This window comes from Streptomyces pratensis, assembly GCF_037137275.1.
GTDB lineage: Bacteria > Actinomycetota > Actinomycetes > Streptomycetales > Streptomycetaceae > Streptomyces > Streptomyces pratensis_B.
In genome coordinates this window covers 155,676-178,277 of sequence record NZ_JBBBEN010000062.1, presented here as the reverse complement: position 1 = coordinate 178,277, position 22,602 = coordinate 155,676, and the positions used below count along the sequence as shown (strand labels likewise).

Annotated in this window: 18 protein-coding genes; 9 read left to right on the top strand and 9 right to left on the bottom strand. The window is 72.6% G+C overall.

The window, feature by feature from the left end; translation table 11 throughout:
- Nucleotides 1-2 precede the first annotated feature (2 nt).
- The 9 genes from V9U70_RS05255 to V9U70_RS05215 all read left to right on the top strand — a co-directional run bounded on the left by V9U70_RS05255 (nucleotide 3) and on the right by V9U70_RS05215 (nucleotide 14,517).
- On the top strand, nucleotides 3-2,324 hold the full coding sequence (locus V9U70_RS05255) for a tetratricopeptide repeat protein (RefSeq protein ID WP_336673265.1): 2,322 nt from the start codon (nucleotides 3-5) through the stop codon (nucleotides 2,322-2,324).
- Nucleotides 2,300-4,054, top strand: a complete 1,755-nt coding sequence (locus tag V9U70_RS05250; protein WP_336673264.1) for a hypothetical protein — start codon at nucleotides 2,300-2,302, stop codon at nucleotides 4,052-4,054. Before V9U70_RS05255 ends, V9U70_RS05250 begins: the two co-directional genes overlap by 25 nt.
- Nucleotides 4,055-4,285: 231 nt before the next feature.
- Nucleotides 4,286-5,584 (top strand): cytochrome P450, encoded by a 1,299-nt coding sequence (locus V9U70_RS05245; RefSeq protein WP_336673263.1) that lies wholly within the window; start codon nucleotides 4,286-4,288, stop codon nucleotides 5,582-5,584.
- Nucleotides 5,581-6,834: a cytochrome P450 family protein gene (locus V9U70_RS05240; RefSeq protein ID WP_336673262.1), complete on the top strand. Its 1,254-nt coding sequence runs from the start codon at nucleotides 5,581-5,583 to the stop codon at nucleotides 6,832-6,834. Before V9U70_RS05245 ends, V9U70_RS05240 begins: the two co-directional genes overlap by 4 nt.
- A gap of 384 nt (nucleotides 6,835-7,218) precedes the next feature.
- A complete protein-coding gene (locus V9U70_RS05235) occupies nucleotides 7,219-8,721 on the top strand; it encodes an aldehyde dehydrogenase family protein (protein ID WP_336673261.1) in 1,503 nt (500 codons plus the stop codon).
- A gap of 97 nt (nucleotides 8,722-8,818) precedes the next feature.
- Nucleotides 8,819-10,414 carry a GMC family oxidoreductase gene (locus V9U70_RS05230; protein WP_336673260.1) on the top strand — a complete coding sequence of 532 codons (1,596 nt, stop codon included), beginning with the start codon at nucleotides 8,819-8,821 and terminating at the stop codon, nucleotides 10,412-10,414.
- The gene (locus V9U70_RS05225; RefSeq protein WP_336673259.1) at nucleotides 10,411-11,559 is read left to right on the top strand and encodes a quaternary amine ABC transporter ATP-binding protein; all 1,149 of its coding nucleotides are present in this window, start codon (nucleotides 10,411-10,413) and stop codon (nucleotides 11,557-11,559) included. Before V9U70_RS05230 ends, V9U70_RS05225 begins: the two co-directional genes overlap by 4 nt.
- Nucleotides 11,559-13,535 (top strand): ABC transporter permease, encoded by a 1,977-nt coding sequence (locus tag V9U70_RS05220; protein ID WP_336673258.1) that lies wholly within the window; start codon nucleotides 11,559-11,561, stop codon nucleotides 13,533-13,535. The genes V9U70_RS05225 and V9U70_RS05220 overlap by 1 nt, the downstream gene beginning before the upstream one ends.
- A 1-nt stretch (nucleotide 13,536) precedes the next feature.
- Nucleotides 13,537-14,517, top strand: a complete 981-nt coding sequence (locus V9U70_RS05215; RefSeq protein WP_336673257.1) for an ABC transporter substrate-binding protein — start codon at nucleotides 13,537-13,539, stop codon at nucleotides 14,515-14,517.
- A gap of 67 nt (nucleotides 14,518-14,584) precedes the next feature.
- Here the strand turns inward: V9U70_RS05215 and V9U70_RS05210 are convergent, their stop codons facing one another.
- From V9U70_RS05210 to V9U70_RS05170, 9 genes are all read right to left on the bottom strand, one after another.
- Entirely contained in the window at nucleotides 14,585-15,529 is a 945-nt protein-coding gene (locus V9U70_RS05210) for a PDR/VanB family oxidoreductase (protein ID WP_336673256.1), read from the bottom strand.
- A 2-nt stretch (nucleotides 15,530-15,531) separates the two neighbouring features.
- Complete coding sequence (locus tag V9U70_RS05205) at nucleotides 15,532-17,049, bottom strand: purine-cytosine permease family protein (protein WP_336673255.1); 1,518 nt, start codon at nucleotides 17,047-17,049, stop codon at nucleotides 15,532-15,534.
- On the bottom strand, nucleotides 17,046-17,360 hold the full coding sequence (locus V9U70_RS05200; RefSeq protein WP_336673254.1) for a Rieske (2Fe-2S) protein: 315 nt from the start codon (nucleotides 17,358-17,360) through the stop codon (nucleotides 17,046-17,048). The genes V9U70_RS05205 and V9U70_RS05200 overlap by 4 nt, the downstream gene beginning before the upstream one ends.
- Nucleotides 17,357-18,205 carry an iron-containing redox enzyme family protein gene (locus V9U70_RS05195; RefSeq protein WP_336673253.1) on the bottom strand — a complete coding sequence of 283 codons (849 nt, stop codon included), beginning with the start codon at nucleotides 18,203-18,205 and terminating at the stop codon, nucleotides 17,357-17,359. Before V9U70_RS05195 ends, V9U70_RS05200 begins: the two co-directional genes overlap by 4 nt.
- On the bottom strand, nucleotides 18,202-19,008 hold the full coding sequence (locus V9U70_RS05190; protein ID WP_336673252.1) for a dihydrodipicolinate synthase family protein: 807 nt from the start codon (nucleotides 19,006-19,008) through the stop codon (nucleotides 18,202-18,204). Before V9U70_RS05190 ends, V9U70_RS05195 begins: the two co-directional genes overlap by 4 nt.
- Before the next feature lie 77 nt (nucleotides 19,009-19,085).
- Nucleotides 19,086-19,640 carry a DUF6190 family protein gene (locus V9U70_RS05185; protein WP_336673251.1) on the bottom strand — a complete coding sequence of 185 codons (555 nt, stop codon included), beginning with the start codon at nucleotides 19,638-19,640 and terminating at the stop codon, nucleotides 19,086-19,088.
- Nucleotides 19,630-20,808, bottom strand: coding sequence for an aminotransferase class I/II-fold pyridoxal phosphate-dependent enzyme (locus tag V9U70_RS05180; RefSeq protein ID WP_336673250.1), 1,179 nt, complete (start codon nucleotides 20,806-20,808; stop codon nucleotides 19,630-19,632). The genes V9U70_RS05185 and V9U70_RS05180 overlap by 11 nt, the downstream gene beginning before the upstream one ends.
- A gap of 223 nt (nucleotides 20,809-21,031) precedes the next feature.
- The gene (locus tag V9U70_RS05175) at nucleotides 21,032-21,733 is read right to left on the bottom strand and encodes a DsbA family oxidoreductase (protein WP_336673249.1); all 702 of its coding nucleotides are present in this window, start codon (nucleotides 21,731-21,733) and stop codon (nucleotides 21,032-21,034) included.
- Between the two features lie 37 nt (nucleotides 21,734-21,770).
- Nucleotides 21,771-22,577 carry an oxygen-binding di-iron domain-containing protein gene (locus V9U70_RS05170; RefSeq protein WP_336673248.1) on the bottom strand — a complete coding sequence of 269 codons (807 nt, stop codon included), beginning with the start codon at nucleotides 22,575-22,577 and terminating at the stop codon, nucleotides 21,771-21,773.
- Nucleotides 22,578-22,602 lie beyond the last annotated feature (25 nt).

Genomic DNA, 22,602 nt, shown 5'->3' with positions numbered 1-22,602 from the left:
GGTTGAGCAGCCTTGGCAGCGACGGCGGCAAAGCGACGTACAACACGGTGTCGGGGGACGCCGTCATCACCGGGCCGCTCGTCATGGCCCAGCGCATCGAGGCCATCCACCTGCCCCCCGTTCCGCCCCCGCCGAGCCAGGTGCCGCCGCCCGGACGGGTGTTCGTGAACCGGGTCAGAGAACTGGCAGAACTGCGGGAGGCCGCCGCGGCGCTCGCCGCGGAACCGGGGCCCGGCATGGTGCTGGTGGTCGGCGTCGGCGGGGTCGGCAAGACCCAGCTCGTCGCCCAGAGCGTGGGGCGCGAACTGAAGCGGCTCCATCCGGACGGTCAGCTGTACGTCGATCTGGAGGATCTTCGCCGGGACGGGGCGGTCGACCTGGCCGAGGTCCTCGGCGGCTTCCTGCGCGCCCTGGGCGTCGGCCGTGACTGCGTTCCGGCCGGTCTCGCCGAACGGACGGCTCTCTTCCGCAGTGCCGCCGCCGGAAGGCGCCTGCTCGTCGTGGTGGACAACGCCCAGCACGCCCCTGAGGTACGGGCGCTCGTGCCGCCGAGCGGGCTGCTGCTGGTGACCAGCCGCCGGGCCCTCCCCTCGCTCCTGATGGACGGGGCCGTGCCCATCGAGGTGGCGCCGCTCGACCAGGAGGCGGGGACGGCGCTCGTGCGGCGTTGGCACGCCGACGCCGAGGAGGACACGGCAGCCGATGTGGTGCGTCTGTGCGCGGGCCACCCGCTGGCGCTGCGGGCCGCGGTGGGATGGCTCGCCGCACGGCCCCAGCTGAGCCTCGACGACGTGGTGCGCGATCTCAGGGCGGGGCGGTTCATGACATCCGGTGATCGGGAGGGGAACGGCATGGGGGCCGACGGACAGGACCACGCGCATGCGTGGGACGACGGGGCCGCCGACGCGGTGGGCGCGGTGCTGGCATCGGTGGTGGCCGGGGCTCCCGGGCACACCCGCGAGCTCTACGACCTGTTCGGCGTCCTGCCCGGTACGACGGTGACGACGGATCTGCTGCGGGCCGTGGGCGCGCGGGGGATCGACGATGCTCTGGGGCACCTCCTCACGTCCCGGCTGGCGGTCCTGGTCGAGTCCTCGGACCGGCCCCGGCGCTACCGCCTGCACGACGTGGCCCGGGAACACGCCCGGTTGCGGGCGCGCGCCCTGCCCGAGGACCGGCGGCGGGCCGTCCTGCGGGCCGCCGTGGACTTCTACCGGGACGCGGTGGCGCACGCGGACGCGCTGGTGCTCGGCGACCGGTTCAGGCTTCAGCCGCCGCCGGACCGCACCCTTTCCGAACTGTCGGCGCGGCAGCCGCTGTTCGCCGGGCGGGCCGGCGCACTGGACTGGCTGGACGCCGAACGCGTCAATGTGGAGAGCATCGTCCGTGCCGCCGCCGGTCAGGGCCGGCACGCGGACGTGTGGCGGCTGTGCGAGTCGCTGTGGGCGCTCTACCACAGCCGCAAGCACCTCGCCGACTGCGTGGCGACCGGCCGCCTCGGCATCGAGGCCGCTCAGCACGAGGCGCGCCCGGACGTGGAGATCCGGATGCGGAACCAGGTCGCCCGCGCCGCGTACGAGCTGGGCGACCTGGACCACGCGGACGGAGAGCTGGCCGCCGCCGGTAGGCTGCTCGCTCTGGCCGGCGACCCCCGGCTGAGCGGGGCGGTGGACGAGACCCGCGGGCTGATCGCGCTGGCCCGAGACCGGCCCGACGAGGCCCGGGAGCTCTTCGAACGGGCGTTGGAGGCCAACAGGGCGGCGCCGGACGCGCATGGAGTCGTCGTGCAGAGCTACAACGTCGGGCAGGCGCTGGTGGCCGGCGAGCGGTGGGTCGACGCACTGGACATGCTGGACGAAGCGGCCCGAGTCGCCCGGGCCACCGGCGACGAACCCATGGCGCCGAGAATCGAACTGGTCCGGGCCCGTGCGCTCACCGGGCTCGGACAACTGGACGGGGCGGTGGCCGCGGCAGCCGCCGCGGCCGACGGCGCCGCGGCCCTCAAGCAGCTGGCCAAGCTCGACCAGGCCCTCGCCCTGCTGACCTCGCTGGCCGGGCGGACCGAGGACGAGCCGCTGCGGACCGCCTGCGAGGAGAAGTCGCGGGCGCTGCGGCGCACGATGGGGCTGAAACCACCGGACGTCACGGGCTGGCCCCGGGCGGCCGGGCGCGCCGTCCGCGTCCGGCCGGCGGCGGCCCGGCCCGCCCCGTGCCACCCGCCGGGGGCCGGCCCGCCGTACTGTCCCCGGCCGCCTACGCCCCGCTACCCCGTATGCCGTCCTCTCCCCGGAGCCATGTGTTGTCCTCGGTGCCCTCTCTGCTGAACCGCCCGGCCGGCTGGTTCCGTCCGTCGGGCCGGGCGGCCTCCTCGCGCTGGAACACCTGGGGCCCCCCGAGGGCCGCGGTACTCGGGGTGGCGCGGACGCTCACGTCCGCCACCCGGGTCGTGGACGTCATGCATCTGCTGCGCGGCGAGGACGGCATCGAGAAGTACTACACGGTCAACCCCGGGTCGGCCTTCGCGGACGGGCTCGACTCCTACCTGTCCGGCCTGGGCGTCCACGTGCTGAGCTGGAAGGAGGCCACCCGGCGCTCCTTCAACCTGGCGGTGAGCTGTTCGGTGCACCCGACGATGCGCCGGCTCGACGCCCCGCTGATGGTGCTGCCGCACGGCGCCGGCTACAACCGGCTCGTCACCGAGTCGACCGGCGACGCCCTCGCCCCGGCCGGGCTGTCGCGGCGGGAGCTGATGTGGCGGGGCAAGGTCGTCCCGCAGGCGATCGGGGTCTCCCACCCGTCGCAGATCGACCGGCTCGCCGAGACCTGCCCCGAGGCGGTGCCGTACGCCTTGGTCGTCGGTGACTGGTGCTTCCAGCGCATCACGGCGAGCCTGCCCCACCGGGACCGCTACCGCTCGCTCCTCGGAGCGGTCGACGGGCGGCGGCTGGTGGTCGTCCACTCCACGTGGAGCGAGCACTCGCTGCTCGGCCGGCATCCGGACCTGCCGCTGCGGCTGGTCACCGCGCTCCCGGCGGACGAGTTCGCCGTCGCGGCCGTCTTCCACCCCAACGTGTGGGCCCGGCACACCCGCGCCGGCGTGCTGGAGAGACTGGGAGCGGCGATGGACGCGGGACTCATGATCATCCCGCCGCAGGAGGGCTGGCGTGCCGCGGTGGTGGCCGGCGACTGGGTGGTCGGCGACCACGGCAGTACGTCGTTCTACTCGGCCGCGGCGGACCGCGTCACCCTGCTCGCCGCCACCGGACTCGACGAGCTGGACCCCCTCTCGCCCGCCGCCGCGTTCGGGCGGGGCGCGCCGCGGCTGGACCCCGGCGGGGACCTCCACGCGCAACTGCTGGAGGCGGCGCGTCGGCACGACCCGGCGGCGCTCAGGCCGGTGGTGGACGGGCAGCTCGGCTCGATCGACACCTCCGGTGAGGTGACACGGGCCCGGATGTACCGGTTCCTCGCCCGGCGCGGAGTCCGGGCGCCGGAGGAGGCCCCGCGGCCCGTGCCCGTACCCGCGCCCGAACCGGTGCGCCGCGCCGCGGTCACGGCCTACGACGTGACGGGGTCGCACGACGGGCACGGCGTCGTCGATCTCCAGCGACGGCCGCTCGTCGCGGGGCACCACACGCGGGCCCTCGGCTTCTACGCCGTCACCACGGAGGAGGCCCACCCCCACTGGCCGCACGCCGCCGAGGTGCTGGCCCGCACGGTCGCGGACGCCGAGGTGGCGCCGCTCGACTGGATCGCGGACGCGGCCCCGCGCCACGAGAACCTCAATGTGCTGGTGGCGCGGCTGGATGAGAGCCGCTGCCTCGTCCGGCTCCGCGGCGGACGGCGGTTGGAGGCCCGCGCCGAACGTGACTGGGGCGCCGGGCGGCCTCGGCTCGACCCGGTGCTGCTGGGATCGGCCGTCAACCTCTGGCTGACCGACGGAGAACGGACAAGTGACCTGACGGACGGGCTGACGCTGCGTACCGGGCGGTGGGAGGTGAGGGTGGCCTTCACGCCGCCGTCGGCCGGACCCCGGCTATGCCCCCCGCTCTGACCCGGCCCCGGCCTCCACGGCCTTGGGGCGACGACCGTGCCCGGCACCGCGCTTGCGGCCACAGGTAGGCGGAAACCGGAGAAGAAGGGGCGCAGGCGTGGCGCGAGCCGATCAGAAATCGGATGGGAACGAGCGCGATCGGCCTCGAAAGTTCACGCAACCTCCTTATAGTGGTGCCGCGTTGGTCGTATGGCCGCAACGCGCGAAGCTGTCGCCACTGGAGTCCGTACGATGACGCATCCCTCACCCACCCCGCCCGCGTCCACGGCTGGGGCCGGGGGCTGCCCGATGGGCGCCGTGCCGGGCGCCGTGCCGCTCGGCGGACCCGGCTTCCTCACCGAACCCCAGGCGCTCTACCGGTCCATGCGGCGCGAACACGGCCCCGTCGTCCCGGTCGAGCTGCCCGGCGGCTTCCCCGCCTGGCTCGTGATCGGCTACCGGGAGCTCCACCAGGTCACCAGCGACGGGGAGCTGTTCCCCCGGGACGTCTCCCTGTGGAACCAGTGGGACAACGTTCCCGCCGACTGGCCGCTGCGGCCCATGGTCGGCACTCCCATGCCGTCGATCTACTTCACCGCCGGCGCCGAGCACCGCCGGCACGTCGACATGGTCCTGCCCGCCCTCGAAGCCGTCGACCCCTTCGAGATCAGGCAGCACTGCGAGCAGCTGGCCGACCGGCTCATCGACGCCGTGTGCAGCCGGGGGACCGCCGACCTCGTCGCGGAGTTCGCCGTGCCGCTCCCCGTCCTCGTGCTCGCCCGGCTCGTCGGGTTCCCGGACGAACAGGGCGCCGAGATCGCCCAGGTGCTCAAGGACCTCGCGGACGGCGGCCCCGGCGCGCAGCAGGCCCATCAGCGCTTCGGCGAGCACATGCGGCAGCTCGTCGCGGCCAGACGCGCACGGCCCGGGGACGACGTGACCTCCCGGATGCTCGCGCACCCGGGAACGTTCACCGACGAGGAGTACGCGCTCGACCTGATGGCCATCACGGCCGCCGGACACCTGACCACCGCCGACTGGATCGGCAACTCCACCCGGCTGATGCTCACAGAGGAAGGGTTCGCCGACGCCCTCTCCGGTGGGCGGCACAGCGTCGCCGAGGCGATGAACGAGGTGCTCTGGGAGGACGGCCCGACCCAGATCCTGGCCGGACGGTGGGCGGCGCGCGACGCCCGGATCGGCGGCCGCCACATCGCCCGCGGCGACATGCTGCTCCTCGGCCTCGGCGCCGCCAACGCCGACCCGCACATCCGCCAGCAGGTCACGACCTCGGCGGTCCGGTCCGGGCAGGGCGGCAACAGCGCCCATCTGGCGTTCAGCCACGGCGAGTACCGCTGCCCCTTCCCGGCCCAGGAGATCGCCGAGATCATCGCCCGCACCGGCATCGAAGTGCTGCTGGACCGGCTGCCCGACCTCGAACTGGCAGTCCCCGCCTCCGAGCTGACCCGCCGGCCGTCCGCCTTCCTGCGCGGAATGACCGCCCTGCCCGTCCGCTTCACCGCCGTACGCTCGACAGGAGACGCGTTGTGAACTGCCCGCACGCCGCCGCCGCGCACGCCGACCGGAGCAAGGGGCCCGTCGTCATCGACCCGATGGTCCAGGACCTGGACGGTGAGACCGCACGGCTGCGCGAGGCGGGAGCCCTCGCCCGCATCGACCTGCTCGGAGTACCGGCCTGGGCGGTCACCCGGCATGCGGAGGCGCGCCGACTGCTCGTCGATCCGCGCCTGGTGAAGGACATCGGCGCCTGGGAGCTGTGGCAGAGCGGGGCGGTCACCCGTGAGTGGCCGCTGATCGGCATGATCGACGCCGGCCGCTCCATGTTCACCGTGGACGGCGCCGAGCACCGGAGGCTGCGCGCCAAGACCTCGCAGGCGCTCACCCCGCGGCGGCTCGAAGCGATCCGTCCGGACATCGAGAGGTTCGTCGACGAGCTGCTGGACGCCCTCGACGCGGCGCGGGACGCGGACGGGGTCGTCGACCTGAAGTCGGTGTTCGCCCAGCCGTTGCCGATGCGGGTGGTCGGCATGCTCATGGGCGTCGACGCGTCCCAGCACGCGATGCTGACCCAGCGGTACAAGGCGTTCTTCTCCATGCTGACCCCCCAGAGCGAACGCCTGGCGCTCCTCGCCGAGCTGGACGTGTTCTACACCGATCTCGTACGGGAGAAGGCGGCGCGGCCGACGGACGACCTCACCAGCGCGCTGATCCTGGCACAGGAGGGGGGCGCGCCGCTCACGGAGGAGGAGGTGGTGGGCAACCTCAAGGCCATGGTCGCCGCCGGACACGAGACCACCATCGGGCTGATCCTCAACGCGGTGCGGGCCCTGCTCTCCCACCCCGGCCAGCTGGAGAAGGTGCTCGCCGGAGAGGTCGGCTGGGACGCGGTGATCGAGGAGACGCTGCGCTGGGACACCCCCACCACCCACCTCCTGATGCGGTTCGCCACCGAGGACATCGCCGTGGGTGACGAGGTCGTCCGGCGCGGGGAGGGGGTCGTCGTCTCCTACCGTGCCATCGGGCGTGACATCGAGCAGCACGGCGGCGACGCCGACGCGTTCGACATCACCCGGCCCTCGCCGATCCGCCACATGACCTTCGGCCACGGCCCGCACATCTGCCCCGGCGCCGCGCTGTCGCGCGTGGAGGCGGCCGTCGCCCTGCCGGCGCTCTTCGCCCGCTACCCCGGCCTGAGGCCGGCCGTCCCCGACGAGGAGATCACCAAGCTTCCGGTGATGACGCAGAACGACATGGCCGCCTTCCCGGTGCTGCTGGGCTGAGCGACCGCAGGCAGCCCAGGCGTCCGGGCGGAGACCCTGCGGTCGTCGGGACCGACACCGGCCGGCTCGGCTGCCACGGCGCCCCGGCCCGGCCCGGTCCCGCGCGCCCGGCGCACCCCGCCCCGCCATCCGTCCCCACCGACCCGCCCGCCGGCCGGCGAGGCGCTGTCGCGCGTCGGGCCCGAGGACGCCCTCCCCCACGCACCCGTTCCGTCGCCGAGCTCACCGCACGTGAGGCGTGTCACTCTGGGTGAACTTATCGGCATACATTCCGGCCGACCGGGGAGGGGTCCAGGCCGCTGGTGTGCCGTAGTCGGGTTCACCGCGCAGTACGCCCCGGCCGCACCGGAAGGGGTATTCCAGGCACGGAAGGCAGAACACGACATGTCGGCGCTCAGCACCATCCACATCGACGGCGTCTGGCGGGCCGCCGGAACCGGCGCGACGCGCGAGGTCCTCGACCCCGCCGACGCCACCGTCCTGGCCGTCGTCGCGGAGGGCGGCGTCGAGGACACCGATGCGGCGATCGCGGCGGCCCGGCGGGCCTTCGACGACGGACCCTGGCCGCACAAGCCCGTCGCGGAGCGGGCCGGGCTGCTGCGCACGGTCGCCGAGCTGCTCCAGCGCGACCGCGAGGAGATCGCGATCGTGGAGAGCCGTGACACCGGCAAGACCCTCGAAGAGGGCCGGGTCGACGTGGACGACGTCACAGGCGCCTTCCGCTACTTCGCCGACCTCGTGATGAACGAGAGCGGCGGCCGGGTCGTCGACGCGGGCGACCCGGACGTCCACAGCATCGTCGTGCACGAGCCCGTCGGCGTCTGCGCTCTCATCGCCCCCTGGAACTACCCCCTCCTCCAGGCCAGTTGGAAGATCGCCCCGGCCCTCGCGGCCGGCAACACCTTCGTGCTCAAGCCCAGCGAGGTCACCCCGCTCTCCACCGTCCATCTGGTCCGGCTGCTTTCCGAGGCAGGGCTCCCCGACGGCGTGGCCAACCTCGTCACCGGCGCGGGCGACCCCGTGGGAGCCCGGCTCTCCGAGCACCCGGACGTCGACCTGGTCTCCTTCACCGGCGGTCTCGCCAGCGGCACCAAGGTCGCCCAGGCGGCGGCGCCCACCGTGAAGAAGGTCGCCCTGGAGCTCGGCGGCAAGAACCCCAACGTGGTCTTCGCCGACGCCTGCGCCACAGAAGAGGGTTTCGACACCGCCGTCGACCAGGCCCTGAACGCCGCGTTCTTCCACAGCGGGCAGGTCTGCTCCGCCGGCGCCCGGCTGATCATCCAGGACACGATCAGCGAGCGGTTCGTCACCGAACTGGCCCGCCGCGCGGACGCCGTCCGCCTCGGCCGGGGCACCGCCGAAGGCGTGGAGTGCGGCCCGCTCGTCTCCGCCCAGCAGCTCGCCAAGGTCGAGGCGTACGTCGCCTCCGCGCGCGAGGAGGGCGCGATCGTCCGGGCCGGCGGCTTCCGCCCCGAGCCCAGCGACGTCCGCCCCGCGGCCGGGTACTTCTACCGCCCGACCGTCCTCGACGGCTGCCACCGCGAGATGCGGGTCGTGCGCGAGGAGACCTTCGGCCCCATCCTCACCGTCGAGACCTTCCGGACCGAGGAAGAGGCCGTCACGCTGGCCAACGACACCGACTACGGGCTCGCGGGCGCCGTCTGGACGACCGACTCCGGGCGGGCCCGCCGGGTCGCCGGACGGCTGCGCCACGGCACCGTCTGGATCAACGACTACCACCCCTACCTCCCGCAGGCCGAATGGGGCGGCTTCGGGAAGTCCGGCACGGGGCGGGAGCTCGGTCCCACCGGGCTCGCCGAGTACCGCGAGTCCAAGCACATCTACCAGAACCTCAACCCGCGCCCGCAGCGCTGGTTCGCCGGCTGACGCCTGCGGGGACCGGGCGGCCGCGCGCCGCCCGGGCCCGTCCGGCTGCCCGCAGCAGCACGCACACGCACGAACCTTGCAGAAGGAGCAGTGACCGATGCCTCCCACCCCCCGCACCGCACCCGCCCCCGCCGACTACGTGATCGTCGGCGGTGGCACCGCCGGCTCCGTCATCGCGTCCCGGCTCACCGAGGACCCGGACGTCACCGTCACCCTCGTCGAGGGCGGCCCCACCGACATCGACCGCGACGACGTGCTCACCCTGCGCCGCTGGCTCGGGCTGCTCGGCGGCGACCTCGACTACGACTACCCCACCACGGAGCAGCCACGCGGAAACTCCCACATCCGGCACAGCCGGGCCCGCGTGCTGGGCGGCTGCTCCTCGCACAACACGCTGATCAGCTTCAAGCCGCTGCCCGGCGACTGGGACGAGTGGGCCGAGGCCGGCGCCGACGGCTGGGACGCCGCCGCGATGGACCCGTACTTCGCCAAGCTGCGCAACAACATCGTCCCGGTCGACGAGAAGGACCGCAACGCCATCGCCCGCGACTTCGTCGACGCCGCCCAGGAGGCGGCCGGAGTCCCGCGCGTGGACAGCTTCAACAGCAAGCCCTTCCACGAGGGCGCCGGCTTCTTCGACCTCGCCTACCACCCCGAGGACAACAAGCGCTCCTCCGCCTCGGTCGCCTACCTCCACCCGCACATCGAGGCCGGCGACCGGCCCAACCTGCGGATCATGCTGGAGACCTGGGCGTACCGGCTGGAGTTCGAGGGCGCCCGCGCCACCGGCGTGCACGTCCGGACCAAGGACGGCGAGGAGATTTCGCTGCGCGCCGCCCGCGAGGTCATCGTCTGCGCCGGAGCGGTGGACACCCCCCGGCTGCTGATGCACTCCGGGATCGGCCCGCGCGAGGACCTGTCCGCGCTGGGCATCCCCGTCCGCCATGATCTGCCGGGTGTCGGCGAGAACCTGCTCGACCACCCCGAGTCCGTGATCGTCTGGGAGACCGACGGTCCCATCCCCGAGAACTCCGCGATGGACTCGGACGCGGGACTCTTCGTCCGCCGCGACCCCGAGTCCCGGGGCCCGGACCTGATGTTCCACTTCTACCAGATCCCGTTCACCGACAACCCGGAGCGGCTCGGCTACGAGAAGCCCGAGCACGGCGTGTCGATGACCCCGAACATCCCGAAGCCGCGCAGCCGGGGCCGCCTCTACCTCACGAGCGCCGACCCCGACGTCAAGCCGGCCCTGGACTTCCGGTACTTCACCGACGAGGACGACTACGACGGCCGCACCCTCGTGGACGGCATCAAGCTCGCCCGCAAGATCGCCCGCACCCAGCCGCTCGCCCACTGGCTGAAGCGCGAGGTCTGCCCCGGGCCCGAGGTCACCTCCGACGAGGAGATCAGCGAGTACGCCCGCAAGGTCGCCCACACCGTCTACCACCCGGCCGGAACCTGCCGGATGGGCGCCGTGGACGACCAGGGCGCCGTCGTCGACCCGCAGTTGCGCGTCCGGGGCCTGCAAGGCATCCGGATCGCCGACGCCTCCGTCTTCCCCACCATGCCCGCCGTCAACCCGATGATCGGGGTCCTCATGGTCGGCGAGAAGTGCGCCGAACTCCTTGTGGACCGGGCGCGCGCCGCCGCGCCGACCGTCGGCGCCAGCACCGAAGGTGATGTCCGATGAGCCGCACCGAGACCGCCGACGCCGCCGGTCGTACGCCGGACGCCGCTGCCGCGGAGGGCCCCGTGTTCTCCGTGCGCGACCTCTGGAAGGTGTTCGGACCGAAGGCCGACCGGATACCCGGCAGCGAGCACGCCGCCCTGTCACCCGCCGACCTGCGTGAGCGCACCGGCTGCACCGCCGCCGTACGCGACGTGTCCTTCGACGTCCGCAAGGGCGAGGTCTTCGTCGTCATGGGCCTGTCGGGCTCCGGCAAGTCCACCCTGGTGCGCTGCCTCACCCGGCTGATCGAGCCCACCAGCGGCACCATCGCCATCGACGGCGAGGACGTCCTCGCGATGGACCGCGCCCGGCTGCGCGAACTGCGGCGCCACCGTGCGGCGATGGTCTTCCAGCACTTCGGCCTGCTGCCGCACCGCACGGTCCTGGACAACGTCGCCTACGGCCTGGAAGTCCAGGGCCTGGGCAAGGCCGAGCGCCGGGCCAAGGCGGCCGAACTCGTGGAGAAGGTCGGCCTCGCCGGCCTGGAGGGCCGTCGGCCCTCCCAGCTCTCCGGCGGCCAGCAGCAGCGCGTCGGCCTGGCCCGCGCCCTCGCCGTCGACCCGTCCGTCCTCCTCTTCGACGAGCCGTTCAGCGCGCTGGACCCGCTGATCCGCCGCGAGATGCAGGACGAGGTGGTCCGCCTGCACCGGGAGGAGGGCCGCACCATGGTCTTCATCACCCACGACCTCAGTGAGGCGCTTCGCCTCGGCACCCGGATCGCCCTGATGCGCGACGGCGGGATCGTCCAGCTCGGCACCCCGGAGGAGATCGTGGGCTCGCCCGCCGACGACTACGTCACCGAGTTCGTCCGCGACGTACCGCGTGAGCAGGTCCTCACCGTCGCCACCGCCATGCGGCCCGCGCTCGCCGGGGAGAGCGAGTGCGGCCCGGCCGTACGCCCCGGCGCCACGGTCTTCGAGGCCATCGAGGCCCTCTCGCGCTCCGGCGAAGGGGTCGCCCGGGTGATGGACAGCGGCCGGCTCGTGGGCGTCGTCGACCGCGCCTGCCTCCTCGACGTCGTCGCCGGAACGAGCCGTCCCGGCGCGGCCCCGGCCGACAGCACGGCCCCCGGCTCCCCGGACGGCTTTCGCGAGGTGACCGCCTGATGGCCACCGCCCAGGCCGCGCCCGCGCGGCCGGAGGCGCGCCGGGGGCCGCTGGCCGCTCTGCGCGAGCGGCCGACAGCCGGGAAGCTCCTGCTGCTCGCGCTCGTCGCCGCCGTCCTCGTCCCCGTCGTCCACAGCCGCTGGGGCGGGGGGATCTGGCCGGACGCGCTGACCGCCGACGTCTCCGCGCCGCTCGGCGACGTGACGGACTGGATCGTCTCCCACCGCGACAGCCACCCGCTGTTCCTCTACTTCTTCGGCCACATCAGCAACGCCGTCGTGCTCCTGGTGCGCGGCGTCTACCTGTTGCTCCTGGCCCTGGGGTGGGCCGGCGTCACGGTCCTCGGCGCCGCCCTCGCCTGGCGCGCGGCGGGCGTCAGGCTCGCCCTGGCCACCGGCGTCTCCTTCCTGCTCTGCGGCCTGCTGGGCATGTGGGTGCCGACCATGCAGACGCTCGCGCTGATGGTCGTGGCGGTCCTCGCCTCCGTCGCGCTCGGGATGCTCCTCGGCCTGGCCGCCGGACTGTCCGACCGGACGTTCCGGGCGCTGCGCCCGGTGCTCGACACCATGCAGGTGCTGCCCGCCTTCGCCTACCTCCTCCCGGTGGTGCTGGTCTTCGGCATCGGTGTGCCCGGAGCCGTCCTCGCCACGGTCGTCTACGCGGCTCCGCCGATGGCCCGCCTCACGGCGCTCGGCCTGCGCGGAGCGGACGGCGGCGTCATGGAGGCCGTGACCTCGCTCGGCGCGACCGGACGGCAGCGGCTGCTGACGGCCCGGCTGCCCCTGGCCCGCAAGGAACTCCTCCTCGGCCTGAACCAGACCATCATGATGGCGCTGTCCATGGCCGTCATCGCCTCCGTGATCGGCGCCGGCGGCCTCGGCGACCGCGTCTACCAGGCGCTGTCCTCCGTGGACGTCGGCGCGGCCCTGGCCGCCGGCATCCCGATCGTGCTGCTGGCCGTCGTGCTGGACCGCACGACGGAGGCGGCCGGGCGCCGTATCGGCGCAGAGCCCACCGGCCCCGCCGCCCTGCGCGGGTGGCGCGGCTGGTCCCTGGCCGCCGCGGGCACCGCGCTCGTCGCCGTCGTCGGGCGGCTCACCGACGGCCGGGTGTGGCCCGAGGACGTCACCGTGGCCATCGCCGGACCGGTGAACACCGCCAAGGACTGGATGGTCGACCACCTCTACACCGGTGTGCCCGTCGTCGGCGGCACCGCCGACCTCGCGGCCCACTTCACCAGCGGCGTCCTCAACCCGCTGCGCAGCGGGCTCACCGCACTGCCCTGGTGGGCGGTGCTGCTGATCGTCGCCGCCCTCGCCCTGGCCATCGGCACCTGGCGCACCGCGGCCACCGCGGTGCTCGCCATGGCCGCGATCGGCGTCCTCGACGTGTGGAAGCCCTCGATGGACACCCTGAGCCAGGTGCTGGCCGCCGTCGTCGTCACCCTGGTCCTCGGCTTCGGCATCGCCGTCGGGGCCGCGCGCAGCGAGCGCCTGGAGCGTCTGCTGCGCCCGGTCCTGGACGTCTTCCAGACCATGCCGCAGTTCGTCTACCTGATCCCTGTCGTCGCCCTCTTCGGAGTGGGCCGCGCTCCCGCCGCCGCGGCGGCCGTCGTCTACGCGCTGCCCGCCGTCGTCCGCATCACCACCCAGGGCCTGCGGGGCGTCGACCCGGCGGCGATGGAGTGCGCGCGCTCGCTGGGCGCGACGCCCGGCCAGCAACTGCGCCAGGTGCAGATCCCGCTCGCCAGGCCGTCCCTGCTGCTCGCGGTCAACCAGGCCGTGGTGCTGGTCCTCGCGGTCGTCATCATCGGCGGCCTCGTCGGATCGGGCGCGCTCGGCTACCAGGTGGTCCTCGGCCTCGCCCAGGGAGACCTGGCCACCGGCCTCGTCGCCGGAGCCGCGATCGTCTGTCTCGGCCTGATGCTCGACCGGGTCACCCAGCCCACCACCCGCCGCCAGCGACAGGAGAGCTGAGATGAACCGCTCCCGCTCCCGCCCCCGCCTGCTCGTGGCGCTCGTCCCGGCCGCCGCCCTGCTCGCGACCGCCGGCTGCGGCGCCGCCGACATGACCAAGCAGAGCTCCCCGTTCGCCGCCCCCGCCGGGGTCAAGACGGTCACGCTCTCCGTCCAGTCCTGGGTCGGCGCGCAGGCGAACGTCGCCGTGGCCGAACAGCTTCTCAAGGAGGAGCTGGGCTACCGCGTCGACCTGGTGCAGACCGACGAGGTCCCCGCCTGGGACGCCCTCAGCCAGGGCCGGGTCGACGCGATCCTGGAGGACTGGGGCCACCCGGACCAGGAGCAGCTGTACGTCGACGAGAAGAAGACCATCGTCAACGGCGGCGACCTCGGAGTCACCGGTCACATCGGCTGGTACGTGCCGAAGTACTGGGCGGACGAACACCCCGACGTCACCGACTGGAAGAACCTCGACAAGTACGCCGACGAGCTGAGGACCGCCGAGAGCGGCGGCAAGGGCCAGCTGCTGGACGGCTCGCCGTCCTACGTCACCAACGACGTGGCCCTGGTGAAGAACCTCGACCTGGACTACAAGGTGGTGTTCGCCGGCTCCGAAGCGGCCCAGATCACCCAGATCCAGCAGTTCGCCAAGGAGAAGAAGCCCTTCCTCAGCTACTGGTACCAGCCGCAGTGGCTGTTCAACGAGGTGCCGATGGTCGAGGTGAAGCTCCCCGAGTACACCGAGGAGTGCGCGGCCAAGGACCCCGAGGACATCGACTGCGCCTACCCGACGACCCCGCTGCAGAAGTTCCTCAACGCCGACTTCGCCGAGCGGGGCGGAGAGGCGGCCGCCTTCCTGAAGAGGTTCCACTGGTCGGAGACGGACCAGAACGAGGTCTCCAGGATGATCGCCTCCGAGAAGCTGACGCCCCAGGAAGCCGCAAAACGCTGGATCGACCGCAACCCGGACGTCTGGAAGAAGTGGCTGGAGACGGAGTAGCGGCCCAGCCCGCCGGGGAGGCGGCCGCCGTCGCGTCAGGCGGCCGCCCCCTCGGCGGGCAGCGGCGTCACAGGTCCAGGACGAGCCGGGGGGTGCGTGAGCGGCCGACGCAGATCATCATCGTCGTGCCGGAGTCCCGCTCGGCTTCGGAGAGCACCGCGTCGTGGTGCTCGGGCGTCCCGGCCACCACCTTGGTCTCGCAGGTGCCGCACCAGCCCTCCTCGCAGGAGGAGGCGACAGCCGGCAGCACGGTGCGGACCACCTCCAGCAGGCTCCGCTCCGGCGGTACCCGCAGCACGCTCCCGCTGCGGCGCAGCTCCACCTCGAAGCCGCCGGGCTCCGGTCGCGACCGCGGCTCCTCGCCGACGGGCGGGGCGCCGAAGCGCTCCGTGTGCAGCGCGCCGCCCCACCGCTCCTCGACCGCCCGCAGCAGCCCCGGAGGGCCGCAGCAGTAGACCGCGGTCGTCTCGGGCAGTCCCCTCAACGCCGCCGCCACGTCGAGCGGTCCCTCGGTGTCCTGCGGGACGAACGTGACCCCGGGCAGGGCGGACAGCTCCTCGCGGTACGCCATCGCCCCGAGGCTCCGCCCGCCGTACAGGAGCGACCAGGAGCCAACGGGCAGGGAACGCACCATCGGCAGCAGCGGGGTGATGCCGATGCCGCCCGCCAGGAACAGGTACCGCTCGGCGGGCACCAGGGGGAAGCGGTTGAAGGGCCCGCGCACCCGCAGCCGGGTGCCGGGGCCGACCGACGTGTGGACCTCCAGCGACCCGCCCCGGCCCGCCCGCTCCCGCAGCACCCCCAGCCGGTAGACCCTCCGGTCGGCCGGGTCGCCGCACAGCGAGTAGTGCCGCACCGTCCCGGACGGCAGTTCCACCGCCAGGTGGGCCCCGGGCTCCCACGGGGCGAGCGCGGCGCCCGCGGGGTCGTCGAGGAGGAGCCCGCGGACCCCTTCGGCCTCCTCGACCGTCGTACGGACCCTGAGCAGGACCCCGGACGCGTCCGGACCCATGGTCACCTCCCCGCCCGTGTCATCGCGGGCGGCGGTCCGGGCACGGCGCCCGGCGGGCCGGCCGCGTCCGTCGGCCCGAGTTCGGGCACCAGCGCCTCCGACTCGGGCCGCAGCCGGCACAGCAGCCCGTACAGGACCGCCGCGACCACGAACGAGGCCGGCAGGCTCAGGTCCACGCCACCGGTCGCCCGCGCCAACGGACCCATGTACAAAGGCCCGTTGACCCATAGGACTCCGATGGCCGAGCCCGCGGCGAAGGCGAGCACCGCCCGGGGGTTGGTCCCGCCGGTGTACCAGTAACGGCCCCCGCCTCCCGCGGTGAAGGCGCGCAGCGCCTCGACGTCGTACCGGCCGCGGCGCAGCACGTATCCCACGGACAGGACCGCCGCCCACGGGGCCACGACGGTGAGCAGCAGCGTCACGAAAGCCGACATCGCGTCCATCGCCTCGTAGACCACGGCGCCCAGATAGAGGACGGCCGCCGCCAGGAGCGACACCACCGCCGTCACGGCGGCGCGGGAGGCCCGCCAGAACATCGAGTTGGCGGAAAGCCCGGCGGCGTACAGACAGAGCCCGGCCTGAGGCAGCGTGCCCGCGAAGCCGAACACCACGACCACCACCGCGAACCACCCGGGCACCGCGTTCGTCAGCCCCTGGAGCCAGGGTTCGTCGGGCACCGGGAAGAGCGTCGTGACGTACGCGCCGGCGAGCAGCGCGGCGAGGCTGCTGAGGAACATGGACAGGCCGCTGTGGCGCATCAGGCGACCGGTGGGGGTACGGGCCGGCATGTACCGGGTGTAGTCGCCCTGGAAGGTGGCGTACGACAGTGGGACGGTCGCGGAGGCGGTGGCCGCGAGCAGCCAGGTGTGCGGCTCGCTCTCCAGGGCGAGCGTCCCGCCCGCGTAGTCGGCGTCGAAGTCCGGGGCGAGCACGAGCACGGTCGCCAGGAGGACCGCGCCGCCGGCCAGGGCGGTGGCCTTGTACGTACGGATCAGCATCTCGTGACCGCGTACGGCCACCAGCGCGACGGCCACCGTGGTGACGCCCATCGCCACGGTGAGCGCCCCGGGCCCGGTGGGCGTGGCCAGCAGCCGGTGTGCGGCGACCATCACCGCCGTACCGCCGGTCCACACCGCGATGGCGAAGAAGCCGAGGGCCGTGACCACGGTGATCAGGTTGCCGACCACCCGGCCCCGCACGCCGAAGTGCGCACCGCTCGCCACCGGGTCGTTGACCCCGGTGCGGACCCCGAAGCGGGCCAGCGGTGCGAGCAGCGCCGCCCCCGCCGCCACCCCCACCAGGATCGCCGAGGCCGCCGCCCACCAGCCGAGGCCGAAGACCACGGGCAACGCGCCCAGCACCACCGTGCCGAACGAGAACTGGGCGGAGGGCCAGATCCAGCCGAAGTCCGAAGGGGCGGATGTGCGGTCGGCCTCGGGCACCGGAGCGATGCCGTCGTGCGGGGCCGCCGCACGGGGCGGCGCCTCGGTCGGCGCCGCCCCGGTCGGGTGGAGGGTCATGGGGCGGCTCCCGCCGGGGAGCCGGGCAGCACGTCCACGACGCGCAGCGGGTCGCACCGAGGCCCCGACAGCCGCGCCCCGTCCGCCAGGTCGAAGGTCGAGTGGTGCAGCGGACAGGTGATCCGCAGACGGTCCCCGTCGACCCGGCCGAACTTGAGCCGGCCCTGGCGGTGCGGGCACCGGGCGGCCGCCAGGATTCTGCGGTCGCCCACCTCGATCAGGACCAGGTCCTCTGTGACCTGACGCACCACCGGGCCGGGCCGGTCCTCGGCCGTGCCGCCGTCCTCCGGCGACCGGGACACGGCCCTCATCGGGCACTCCGCCGGGCCAGGGCGATGGCGCTCTCGGTCGCCTCGCCGACGATGTCGCTGGTCAGCCGGACCCCGGCCCAGATCTTCGCCAGGTCCGGTTCGTCGAGCGCCCGGATCGCCGTACGCATGTGGTTGCTGTGGTACTCGTCGATGTACAGGTGCTCGGAGTAGTAACCGCCGTGGCGGACTCCCAGGCGCTGCGCCGCACGGGCGAAGCTCTGGAAGCCGTACAGCACGCTCGACTCGAAGTACGCGTAGGCGCCCAGGAAGTACTGCGGGGAGGTCGCCCGGCTCGCCAACCAGTGGAACATGTTGACATAGGCGTATCCCTGAGGGCTCGTCACCTCCAGATAGTCGTCCAGTTCGGTGCTCATGCCCAGCTCGCCCAGCAGGTCCCGGTAGAGCTGGGAGTGCGCCTTCTCCTCGTTGCCGCAGCCCAGTTCGTCGATGAGCACCCGGAAGACGGCCATGCCCGAGCGGTAGGGGAGCCGCGGCACGACCGGCAGCAGGGACTCCGACTCGGTCAGCCCGTCCAGGGCGAACTCCCTCACCACCACCTTGAACTGCTGGAGGGTGGCGTGCTCGGCGAGGAAGGTGTGGCTCTCCGGGAGCGCCGCCTCCTCTTCTGCCAGCAGATCCCGCAGCGCGCCGAGCAGCTCGCCCGCCGAGCCGAACGCGGGCGCGGACTCCTCGTACGCCCGCGCCTTCGGCCAGATCCAGCGTTCCTCGATGCCGGACATCGCGGCGTACTCGGCGATGCCGGGGACCTGCCGGTACAGCCGGTGCAGGGTCCGCTGGGCCGCGGCCTCGACAGGGGCGGCCGTCGCGATCGGGGCGCCGCTCATGAGCCCGCCGCCTCGTCCCGGGTCACGGGCGAGTCGATGACGCCCCGCGTGTGCAGCTCCAGCTTGACCCAGCGGTACCAGTCGTCCTCGAAGACGCCGTACCGCTTGCACACCTCGTTGATCTCGGCCTGCCGGCCGGGCGTCGGGTCGACCAGCATGGCGTTGCACAGGGCGGGTTCGAGGTTGGCCAGCGGGCCGATGAAGCCGTCGACGCCGACCGCGTCGACCAGCAGGTTCTCCCAGCCCTCGAAGACCGGGACGCCGGTGCCGGCGGAGGCCATCCGGCGGGTGAACGCGGCGTCCCCGCTGGACTCCTTGATCCCGACGATGTCCGGGACCTCGGCACAGATGCGCAGCAGTGTGTCGTACTCGATGCGATTGCCCGACAGCGCCTCCTCGTTGTAGAGGAAGATCGGCAGGCTGCTCGCGGCCCGCAGCGCCTTGTAGTGCTCCACGATCGCGTCCTGCCCGACGTCCTTGCCGAAAGGCGTGGTGACGACCACGGCGTCCACACCCAACTCGGCGGCGAGCAGGGCCCGCGCCGTGACGGCTGCGGTGTCGGGGAGCTGGATGCCCGCGAGGACGGGCAGTCCCCGGGCGTGGCGGACGGTGTGGGCCACCATGTCGTGCCACTGCCGGGCGTCGAGCGCCCATCCTTCCCCCGAGGTCAGGGCCGGCATCAGGCCGGTGACCTCGGTGCGTACGTGGTCGATGAGGCGGCCGACGCTCTTCGCGTCGACGGCGCCGGTGGGATCGAGCGGAGTGATCAGCGGGACGACGGTTCCTGTGTACCTGGTGGGCATGAGTGGCTGCTCCTGGGAGTTCTTCTGAGGTCTTCGGGACGTCAGGGATCTTCGGGACGTCAGCGGTCTTCGGGACGTCAGAGGTCTTCGACCGCGACCGTGAGCACCAGAGACTGCTGGTAGAGGCGCTCCAGCGGGGCGGGGAACGACGGTTCCTCCGCCGACGTCCCGGCGCCCGCCGGCACGATCGCAGCGACGGGCGGCCCGTCCAGCCGGGCCAGCCGGGGGCTGGCCGTGTGCAGTGTGCCGCCGCGACCCACGACCTGGGCCAGCAGCAGCCGTTCGTGGTCGGGGAGCCCCGAGAGACCGGGCGTGGTGAACGCGCGCCGCACGTCCTGTTCGCCGTAGCCGATCCGGTCGATGGCCAGGTCGGTGTGGAGGACGTCCATGAACGGGTAGTACGCGTCCTGGCAGGCCCGGTCGTAGCCCCACACCAGGTCGTCGCAGCGGCCGACCTGCTCCCAGCTCATGACGACCCGGCCGGCCGGGCCGGCGGCCAGCGCCCGCGCGAAGAAGGACTTGGCGGCGGCGCGGACGACGTCGTTCGCGGCGTGCATGGCCATGAACAGGGTCGCGTCGATGAAGTCGGGGCCCGCCGGGCCGCCGCCCGCGGTGGCGCGGTCAGCCGGCATAGCGCTCGAGCACCTTCCGCGTCCGCTCCATGGCGCCGGCGAAGACCTCCGGCTCCCGGGCCAGGGCCAGGCGCACGTAACGCTCGCCCTTCGCCGGGGTGTTCCAGTAGAAGAAGGTGCCGGGCAGGACGTAGACCTCCTCGTCGAAGAGGACGGACTGCAGCGCGGTGGCCGTGAGGGCCTCGGGCTTGATGCGGAACCAGGCGACGCTGGTGCCCACGACCGGCTCCTGGAACTCCAGGACGGTGCCGCTGAGGGCGGTGCGGGCGGTCCTGGCGTTGGTCTCGATGATGTCGCGTACGGAGGCGAAGCCGTCCTCGATCGAGTCCTCGATGTACTGGGTGACCATGTTGAGCACGAACGGCGAGACGTTCAGGAGCACACTCGTGTGGAGGTTGTAGACCTCTTCGTGGATGTCCCGGCTGGCGGTGAGCATGGCGCACTTGGCGTCCTGGATGGGCCAGGTCTTGCCGGTGTCCTCCATCACCAGGTAGGTGACACCGGACTCCTCCAGGAGCTGGTAGACGTCGACGCGGCCGACCCTCTCGTCGCACAGGGCGAACGAGGCGAAGCAGAAGTCCATCACCAGGACCTTGTCGTGGTCCACGCAGTAGCGGACCACCTCGCGGAAGCCCTCCAGCTTCTCGGCGAGCAGGGTGAAGCCGGTCGGGTTGTTCGGGTCGACCAGGTAGATCGCGTCGGCGTCGACCTGCTCCACCAGGCGCTCGTAGATCGATTCCCGGTGGTGCAGAGCGGATTCGGCGAGCGGGGAGATCGGCACCTGCATGTTGCGCAGCAGGTCGACCAGGTTGTCGAAGCAGGGCTCGACCAGGGCGACGGACTTGCCGCGCTGCTTGAGGAACATGCCGGCGACCATCGTCGAGACGCTGGCGGAGTACGACAGGAGCGTGCGGCCCATCGTCAGCGCGGTGGGCTGGCGGTGCAGCCGGAAGAACGCGTCCAGGAAGAGGCGCTCGAAGTGGGCCTGCTGCTTCGTCTCGGACTCGTGCCAGAGCTCCGGGAGCCGGGAGACGATCCGCTCCTGCGTCGCGGACTGCCGCTGGTGGGTGTGGGCGTCGGCGAGGTTGAAACGGGTCTTCAGGGCTTCGATCTCGTGCTGGGTGAGGTCGACGAAGGTGCTGACATCAGCTTTTTCGCTCAGGGACATGAAGAACTCCGGTTCGTATCGAATCTGCGGGTGCTGCGGATTGGCATTACCGGTGTCGCGCCGATAACTGTAGGAGCTTCGAGCGGGCTTGCGAATAACGGGCGGGTCACGCAATTAATAATTATGGCGATGATGTGAAGGAGGGAAAAATAAAACGGCGACCAGGCATTCCATCGCTATGGAATGCCTGGTCGCCGTTTTCGACCGCCTGTGGCGGCTCGGGTCATTCGATGGCGGCGCTCATCAGCAGGTCCTCATACACCTTCGGGTCGTCGGAGTGGACGATCGGGTAACCGATGCCGTACGAGCCCTCCCAGCCGACCTCGATGCCGGGGTTGGCGTGGGCGGAGCCGTCGGGGAGGAAGAGGTGGGGGGAGCAGGTGACGTGGTCGGTGGCCGCGAGGGCGGCCTGGTCGGCGAGGGCGCGTCGGGCCCGCCCGTCGTCGAGCGCCTCGGCGAGCGCGCCGACGTCCACCGCCCCGGTGTCCCGGGCCACGTCCAGGATGACCTTGCGGTGGCTGATGCAGCGCGACTCGGCCCAGAAGGCCCGGCGCAACCCGAGGTCCAGCTGTTCCGAGGCGCTCAGGCTCTGTTCCTTCGCGGCGAGGACCGCCTCCAGCGCGGGCAGCGTCGTCGAGGGGTAGAGCCAGTCCTTCGCCTGCCACAGCTGCCAGCCGGCCGCGGGCTCCAGGGACCCCATGCGGGCGACCTCGCTGTCCGTGCCGGGCCGGGGGCTGGGCGCGTCGTTGAGGAGCTCCAGCGGGAAGGCGCGCAGGTCGAAGGAGACCTGCCGCTCCAGGCCCAGCCGGGCCCGGGTCGCGTGCAGCCGGTGGATCGCGATGTGCGCGAAGGAGCACCAGATGTCGGAGAAGACGGTGATGACCCCGGGCGGCGGGGTCGCGGGGGCGGGGGAGGGGGCGGACACGGTGAACTCCTCGGGTTCGGGGGCGGACAGGGGGGGATCACTGCCGCGGAGCGGTGGCCTCGTGGGCGTCCAGCGCCGCCTCGAGGTCGAGGTCGGCGCCGGGCAGCCAGGCGGGCAGGGCGGGTATGCGGGCCATCGCGCCGAAGAGCCGGTCCACGGCCTTGCCGCGGACGGTGGGCCCGTGGGCGCTGAGCAGCCGTGCGGGGTTCAGCCGGTGCAGGGCGCCGACGGAGTCGGCGAACTTCGCCTCGTCGACCAGCGCGGTCCACGGGGCTATGGCCCGGTTCAGTACGTCGAAGCCGTCGAAGAATTCTTTTTCGGTCACCTCGGAGAAATCCTGGCTGATTTCCGGCAGTACGGTTCCGAAGCTGTCGGAGCTGTAGAGCGTTCCGTCTGTGTGGTCGAACAGGGCGAGCGTCCCCGGCGAATCGAAGGTGGGCGGCCGATGGAAACTCAGTTCGCGGTCGCCGATTCGCATCCGGTTTCCGGGATTGGCTGTCACCGTGCGATCCGGCGGGATGGTAAATTCTTCGGAAATTCGGGTGAGGGATATCGCGTTGGTGATGACTCTCGCCCGGGGCGCCGCCCGGAGAATCTCCCTCAGCGCGCCGGTGTGGTCGCGGTCGTCGTGGGTGACGGCGATCCACCGCAGGTCGGCCGGGTCGATCAGGGACCAGAGCGCCTCCAGGAAGCTCTCCCGGTCGATCGGCATGCCGGTGTCGACGAGCATCGGCTGCCCGGCCCGGGCCAGGAAGGCGTTGACCGGTTGGTCGCCGAGTCCGGGTATCGGCAGGGCGGAGGGCAGGACGTGGATGTCCGGTCCGGCGGTGCAGGACGCTTTCATGACGTACTCCGTGGGTGGTGGGGAG